The sequence below is a fragment of the Thermosynechococcus sp. OHK43 genome (genome assembly GCF_014466085.1).
In the GTDB taxonomy this organism is placed as follows: domain Bacteria; phylum Cyanobacteriota; class Cyanobacteriia; order Thermosynechococcales; family Thermosynechococcaceae; genus Thermosynechococcus.
In genome coordinates, this window is sequence record NZ_JACOMP010000184.1 from 1 (window position 1) to 6994 (window position 6994).

Annotated in this window: 6 protein-coding genes; 2 read left to right on the top strand and 4 right to left on the bottom strand. The window is 55.0% G+C overall.

Annotated features, from left to right (window positions below; all coding sequences use genetic code 11):
- The 3 genes from glyS to H8Q75_RS07760 all read right to left on the bottom strand — a co-directional run.
- Positions 1–2079: glycine--tRNA ligase subunit beta (gene glyS, locus H8Q75_RS07750; protein ID WP_297041061.1), on the bottom strand; the 2079-nt coding region annotated here is incomplete at its 3' end.
- 12 nt (positions 2080–2091) lie between these two features.
- Positions 2092–4239: a polyribonucleotide nucleotidyltransferase gene (locus tag H8Q75_RS07755; RefSeq protein ID WP_297041062.1), complete on the bottom strand. Its 2148-nt coding sequence runs from the start codon at positions 4237–4239 to the stop codon at positions 2092–2094.
- Positions 4240–4310: 71 nt separating this feature from the next.
- The gene (locus H8Q75_RS07760) at positions 4311–5336 is read right to left on the bottom strand and encodes a hypothetical protein (protein ID WP_297041064.1); all 1026 of its coding nucleotides are present in this window, start codon (positions 5334–5336) and stop codon (positions 4311–4313) included.
- A 202-nt stretch (positions 5337–5538) separates the two neighbouring features.
- Here H8Q75_RS07760 and H8Q75_RS07765 point away from each other — a divergent pair, with 202 nt between their 5' ends.
- Together H8Q75_RS07765 and menA are read left to right on the top strand one after the other, a co-directional pair.
- Entirely contained in the window at positions 5539–5928 is a 390-nt protein-coding gene (locus tag H8Q75_RS07765) for a hypothetical protein (RefSeq protein WP_297041066.1), read from the top strand.
- Between the two features lie 33 nt (positions 5929–5961).
- Positions 5962–6858: a 2-carboxy-1,4-naphthoquinone phytyltransferase gene (gene menA / locus H8Q75_RS07770; RefSeq protein ID WP_024125203.1), complete on the top strand. Its 897-nt coding sequence runs from the start codon at positions 5962–5964 to the stop codon at positions 6856–6858.
- Here the strand turns inward: menA and H8Q75_RS07775 are convergent.
- A partial coding sequence (locus H8Q75_RS07775) for a DUF5340 family protein (RefSeq protein ID WP_297041069.1) occupies positions 6846–6994 on the bottom strand: 149 nt, incomplete at its 5' end. The two genes, menA and H8Q75_RS07775, sit on opposite strands and share 13 nt — an antisense overlap.

The following is a 6994-nucleotide window of genomic DNA, read 5'->3' on the forward strand; positions in this document are numbered from 1 at the left end:
CACTGTCGCATCCTCTGCCATCACCAGCACACTTTCTTCCCCATCGAAGAAGCGACTGACAATCGGGGCAAGGCTGACTAAAGCATCCACAATTTGGCCATAGGCACGCTGCCCCTGGGCCTGTTGCACCGTTGGCAAGATGTCCTTGAGGGCGCTGTAGAATTCCTTTTCAATGGGGGCTTCAAGGTGCTTGGCCTTGACTGCGCGGATATTTAGGCAGTCTGTCCCTAGGGTGCCTTGGCGTGCTAAGCGAGCGGCGCGGTTCACCGTGGGGTAAATGGCCATGAGGTCACCAGATTGGCGCAGTTTTTGCAGAAACTGGGCGCGATCGCGGGCATCAACCACATCCTGGAGGGCACGAGTCTGCAACTCCGGCTGATCCTCTGGAATCACCGCATTCACCAAGTCATACTCAATGCCTAGGTCTTCTTGAAGAAGTGTCCGCAGCCGTTGGCTAAAAAACTGCCGCAGTTGCTGCTCTAAATCAGCGGCACTGAGCTTGGCAGCAAATTGGCGACAAAAGGCTTGGGCATACTCCTGTAGCAGAGCGAGGAGATTTAGGTGGTGTTCCCCCTGCCAGAGGATGGTGATTACCCCATTGGCTGCCCGCCGTAGGGCAAAAGGATCCGAAGAACCCGTGGGACAGAGGCCGAGGCCAAAGAGGCAGACTAGGGTATCCAAGCGATCAGCCAATCCCACCACCTGGCCCGTGAGACTTTGGGGCAGGCGATCGCCAGCAAAACGAGGCAGATAATGTTCAAAAATTCCCATGGCCACCGCTGGGGCTTCCCCAGAGACCCTGGCATAGACTTGTCCCATATAGCCCTGCAGTTCAGGAAATTCCCCCACCATCTGCGTCACTAGATCCGCTTTGCATAGACAAGCCGTGCGCTCAATGGCAGCAATATCCGCAGCCGCACAATTTAAAGCGGTTGCAATTTGGCGAGCCAAGGCGGTTAGCCGCTTCACTTTGTCCGCCATCGATCCCAATTCATCTTGGAAGGTCACCGTGGCTAGTTTCCCGCAGTAGTGCTCTAGGGGCTGTGCCGTATCCGCCCTGTAGAAGAACTCAGCATCCGCTAGGCGGGCCCGAATCACCCGCTCATTCCCAGCGCGAATCAAGGAAGTGGCCGCCGGATCGCCATTGCTAATCGTGATGAACACCGGCAGCAGGGCTTGGCGAGTCGCATCGGTGTACACGGGAAAATACCGCTGATGGGACACCAATACGGTGGTAATCACCTCAAGGGGCAGAGCAAGAAACCGCGCTTCAAAACTCCCCAAGACTGCTGTTGGCCATTCCACAAGGTGGGTGACTTCCTCCAAAAGGGGCACTTCTAAATCCACCCATCCCGCGGCCTCCGCAGCAAGGGCAGCAATTTGCTCGCGAATCCGTTGCTGGCGGGCTTCTGGATCCACCAAGACCCCTGCCTTTTCAAGGGCAGATGCGTAGTCTTGGGCATGGCTGAGGGCAATGGCGCCTTGGGAAAGCACCCGATGGCCATAGGTGGTGCGATCGCTGGCAATGGACACAGAATGGCTTTCCAAAACCAAGGGCAACACCTGCTCATCCCACAGCAACACCAACCAGCGAATGGGACGCGAAAAGCGCAGATCGCCATCTCCCCAGCGCATGAAGCGAGGGCCCTCAAGAGCAGCAATCCACTGTTGCGCCAACTCGGTCAAGAGTTGAGGGGTTGGTTGGCCGGGGCGAATCTGTTTGAGATAGACCACCTCCCCCTTTTCCGTGGCGCGGATTTCAATTTCCTCGAGACTGCCTTGGCGCGATCGCAGGAACCCCAATAGCGCAGGGGTGGGTTCCCCCTCCCGAAAGGCCACGGTGGCCGCTGGCCCTTTGATCTCAATTGTTTGATCCGGCTGCTGGGGCGGCAACCCCTCAATCAGTACTGCTAAGCGGCGCGGGGTTGCCCAGACGTTGACCTCTGCCGTGAGTCCCCGTTCCTTAAGGGTTTGGGGGATCAGGGTGCGCCACTGCCGCAGGGCACTACTGACAAAGCGGGCGGGCAGATCCTCGGTGCCCACCTCCAAGAGGAAGGTATGCAGTGATGACTGGGGCATGGTGACCATGGGCTAGACAACGGAGTTACTGCGGGCGGCTTCGGCCTCGTCGGGATGAATGCCAAGGCGGGTGAGGTTAATGCGGCCTTTGCTGTCCACCTCACGAATTTTGACGACAATTTCATCGCCAATTTTCACCTCATCCTCAACTTTACCGACGCGATACTCCGCCAACTGGGAAATGTGGATCATCCCCTCTTTGCCCGGGAGAAACTCGACAAAAGCACCGATGGGAATAATTCGTGTCACCTTGCCCAGATAGACATCACCGGCGTTGAGCTTTCGCGTTAGACCCTCAATGGCAGCCCGTGCTTGCTTCGCATTGGTTTCATTGGGGGCAGTAATGGTGACTAGCCCCTCTTCGCTGATGTCCACCTTGACGTTGTATTGCTCAGAGATACCGCGCACAGTTTTGCCCCCTGGACCAATGACCAGGCCAATCATATCGGGGGGAATTTGCAAGGTGAGCAGCCGTGGCGCACTGGGGGGCAGTTGGGGACGGGGTTTATCGAGCACCGCCAGCATTTTCTCAAGGATATGGAGCCGCGCCGGACGCGCCTGTTCGATCGCCTGCTTAATCACGGCAACGGGCAAGCCGGTAATTTTCATATCCATTTGCAGGGCGGTGATGCCGCTGTCGGTGCCGGCCACTTTGAAGTCCATGTCCCCAAGGAAGTCTTCAATCCCCTGAATGTCGGTCAGGATGCGCACCTCATTGCCCTCCTTGATCAACCCCATGGCCGCACCACTGACGGGCTTGCGGATTGGTACCCCGGCATCCATCAAGGAGAGGGTGGAACCACAAACGGAGCCCATAGAGGTCGAGCCATCGGAGGAGAGCACCTCCGACACCACCCGAATCACGTAGGGAAACTCCTCCTTGGGAGGAAGGACGGGTTCAAGGGCACGCTCAGCAAGGGCACCATGGCCAATTTCTCGCCGCCCCGGCGATCGCAGGGGTTTGACTTCACCAACGGAGTAAGGGGGAAAGTTGTAGTGGTGCAGATAACGTTTGCTGTCCTCAGGATGCAGATCATCAAGGGCTTGGGCATCGGCAGGAGAACCGAGGGTGGTCACGGACATCACCTGCGTCAAGCCACGATTAAAGAGGGCGCTGCCATGAACCCGCTCCGGGAGAACCCCCACCTCACACCAAATAGGGCGCACTTCATCGAGACGGCGGCCATCAACTCGCACCCCTTCTTCAATAATTTGCTGCCGCATGAGTTTTTTCGTGACGGCCTTAAAGAGGGTGGGTAGGGCTTTGGGGTTTTCCGCCGCCGCCACAGCCACTGGGTGATCTTCGGGCAGAGCAGCAATTTCTTGGGCGATCGCCCCTTGCACCTCATCGAGGGCAGCATCCCGAACATTTTTGTCCTTTTCAAAGCGTTTGAGAATGGCTTTGACCGGTTGAGCGGCACGCTCGTAGATAAAGTTTTCTAAGGTGGGGTCGATCGCCGGTGGCTCAGCGCGGACAATGTCAATGCCCAATTCCTTGAGGAGATCCCGCTGCGCTTGAATCAGGTCCTGGATCACCTCATAGGCAAAGTCAATGGCCTCAATCATGTCGGCTTCTGGCAGTTCATTGGCACCGGCCTCCACCATCACCACCCCATCGGGAGACCCGGCAACGACAAGATCCAAGCCACCGCGCTCAATTTCTTTGTAAGTGGGGTTGATCACAAACTCATCCCCCACAAGGCCGACGCGCACCGCTGCCATCGGACCATTAAAGGGAATTTGTGCCAAGAGAACGGCAATTGAGGCTCCGGTTACCGCCAACACATCGGGGGGAACATTTTCATCGAGGGAAACCGTCGTTGCCACCACTTGGAGATCGTCGCGCAACCACTGGGGAAAGAGAGGGCGCAGCGGCCGGTCAATCAGACGACCAATGAGAATGGCTTTTTCGGGGGGGCGACCCTCACGCCGTAAAAAACCGCCGGGAATCCGGCCAGCCGCATAGAGGCGCTCTTCGTAATCCACAACAAGGGGCAAAAAATCAATACCTTCACGCGGGGCAGCACGATTGGCCGTTACGAGTACAGCTGTTTCTCCCGAACTAATGAGAATGGAGCCGGCGGCTTGGGGGGCAAATTTTTGCAATACTACCTTAATATCCCGTCCATCTAGGGGGATAATCTTTTCTAGACCCTTCATTTGCGTTCTATTGTGTCCTTACTTCCTATTTCTTTCTCTCTACTAGGATAACTGCTTCTGCCACTCATCCGCTAAACTTCAAGGATTAGCCGTGTGCCCCCAAGAACCGCAAGACTGGGGGTGGCTGTCCAGCTTTGGGTCAATAAAATTTGTATCAGTTCTGCCGATCGCTGGCCGCTGGGGCTACCCTGCAACCCCAAATAGAAACTAGCAGAGTGGTGGCTATCTTGACCCAGAACCTTCAGCAGATCATCAGCGTAGTGAATGGCTTTTTCCATCTGGGTTTGCAAGCTGGTCCATAAATCCACATTGCGGAGATTGCTTAGGGTTTCGGCCACCACGTCTTGACGATGTTGAATTAAGATAGTTCGCGGCTGGAGCTCGGGGGGTAAATCCGCAAAGAAAATAGCGGGGCCATAGCCAATGAGATGAACGGTCTCCATCCATTTCGTTTGCGGCAGCAGTAATTGACGGACAATGTGACAGGCAAGGGCAGTGATAATTAATCCTTGGCTATGGGCAACAAGATACAATTCAGCCCCCGCTTGTAACCCCTTGACAATTTCATAGGCCAACCGCAGGGTGGGACGTGGCGCCCCGGCTGGAAAGGCACCGTAGAGATACTGGGCAAAATCCCACCAGCTCAATTTTTGTAGGAATGATAGATCAAGGAGTTTCGTTAGGTCAGCGGTACGATTGATATCGAGGGGGCGCTGTTGGATTTGGCTGGGTTGGGCGATCGCTAGAATATCGGCATCATCGGCCAGATCTTTGCTCACCAGTTGGCCAAGGAGTTTGGCATACTGATAGCGGCGATCCTTGCTGGGGTCTGGAGCTGGGGTCTGGGACCAAAAATGGTAGAGTTCTGCCTTACCGAGGAAACTTTCCAAGAGATCCGCTTGGAAGCCATGGGTTTGATTGTGAATGCCACGAATTTCTAAAGGATAAGTCGCCGTGAGTTCGGCAAGGCGGTTCAAATCCCGCAGTTGCTTGGCAGCATCGCTACCTATCCCATTGACATGGAGTAAACGCCGTCGCAGAGGAGCACTGAAGAGTTTCTGGGGCAAAAGAATCGTGCCGTCGAGGGTAGAGGTCATAGGAGATTCAGAAATTTAAATGAGAGACTTTGGCCAAACGCCATCAAAGGCGGCTAAGTTGTGATCATGGTCACAGTCATTCTATCGAGGGATAGGTCATACTAAATAGTGACTCAGTACTATCCGAGTCATCAACAGGGAACACACAACGAGCCGACAGACTGTAGGTCAGTTTGTCGGTTTTTTTTAGATAATTTCAGGCATGCGCCACAAACAGATCACGGTTCGTTTAGATGCCAAACTCTATGGCCAACTTCAACGCTGGCAGGTGCAGCAGGGATGCGGTTCCCTGAGTGAGGCAATTCGTAGGCTTTTGCAACAATCCCTTCAGCCGACGGAGATGACCTGTCCAACGGTTTTACAACGCCTGAGTACCCTAGAACAGCAAGTGGCAGCTCTTGAACGCCAACTGCGCCCCCCTCAACCCACTCTTGAAACCCTGACGATCCCCGAGCTAGAGCGGCTAAACCGCCCACAACTGGTGGCCTTAGCCCGGGATTTGGGCATCTATAGCTATAAGCTGAATAATCCAGCGTTGCGGCAAGCGATTTGGGCCGCAAAACAAGCGATCTATGGGCAGGGGCAGCAATGATATGCTGACCAAGGTGACTCAAAGTTAAGGGAGATGGCTGGTTCGTCAGAATCCATAGATCGCTCGCGTTTATGGTGGGCGGCGATTAAACTTCCCATGTACAGTGTGGCAGTGATGCCCATTTGGTTGGGCACGGCGGGGGCGATCGCCAAGACAGGCAGAGTACACTGGTGGCCTTTTGGTTTGTTTCTAACGGCGGCTGTGCTCATTTTGGCCTGGCTGAATCTGAGCAATGATGTCTTTGATGCTGAAACGGGGATCGATCGCCACAAGTACCATTCCGTGGTCAATCTCACAGGCAAAAAGCAACTGATCTTTTGGCTGAGCAACCTCTGCTTACTCTTGGGGCTACTGGGGATTGCCGCCATTAGTTGGCTGCAACAGGATGGAACGGTTTTAGGGTTGGTATTGCTCTGCTGTGCCCTAGGGTATAGCTACCAAGGGCCGCCCTTTCGTTTGGGCTATTTGGGTTTGGGGGAGCCGATTTGTTTTATTTGCTTTGGCCCCTTGGCAATCGCTGCCGCCTACTATAGCCAAGTGCAAACCTTTAGCCCCAGTATTTGGCCTGTAGCCACCCTCAATGGTCTGACAACAACGCTGATTCTCTTTTGCTCCCACTTTCACCAGGTGGCCGATGATCTAGCCGCCGGCAAACGTTCCCCGGTAGTGCGCCTAGGGACGGCTCGCAGTGCCCAACTGGTCTATGGTGCCTGTGGTCTCTTTTATGGGGTGTTGGTGGCCAGTGTTCTCTGGGGACTCCTGCCGGGGCCAACACTGCTGGCTTTGGGTTCACTGCCCTGGGCAATTTATTTGTGCCAGCGGATGGCGCAATTTCACAGTGTGCCTGAGCAGATCGAGAACTCGAAATTTATTGCGGTGCAACTGCATTTTTGGAGTAGCTTGCTCTTGGGATTGGGCTATTTGCTTTGAGCTTGGGGGCGATCGCGATTCAGTGACCACTGGTATTCGACACTGCCGCCGCCCGCTTGCCATTCCTCCTCAAACTGCTTTTGCAGCCGCAGGGCTTTGCGCAGATGAATGACAGCACTGTGGAGCTGTTGATAGC

What these genes read in the sequence shown, in the direction of transcription:
- menA (WP_024125203.1), top strand. Translation starts at nt 5,962, where the DNA reads ATGGCTGGTTCGTCAGAATCCATAGATCGCTCGCGTTTATGGTGGGCG.
- H8Q75_RS07760 (WP_297041064.1), bottom strand. Translation starts at nt 5,336, where the DNA reads ATGACCTCTACCCTCGACGGCACGATTCTTTTGCCCCAGAAACTCTTC.
- H8Q75_RS07755 (WP_297041062.1), bottom strand. Translation starts at nt 4,239, where the DNA reads ATGAAGGGTCTAGAAAAGATTATCCCCCTAGATGGACGGGATATTAAG.
- H8Q75_RS07765 (WP_297041066.1), top strand. Translation starts at nt 5,539, where the DNA reads ATGCGCCACAAACAGATCACGGTTCGTTTAGATGCCAAACTCTATGGC.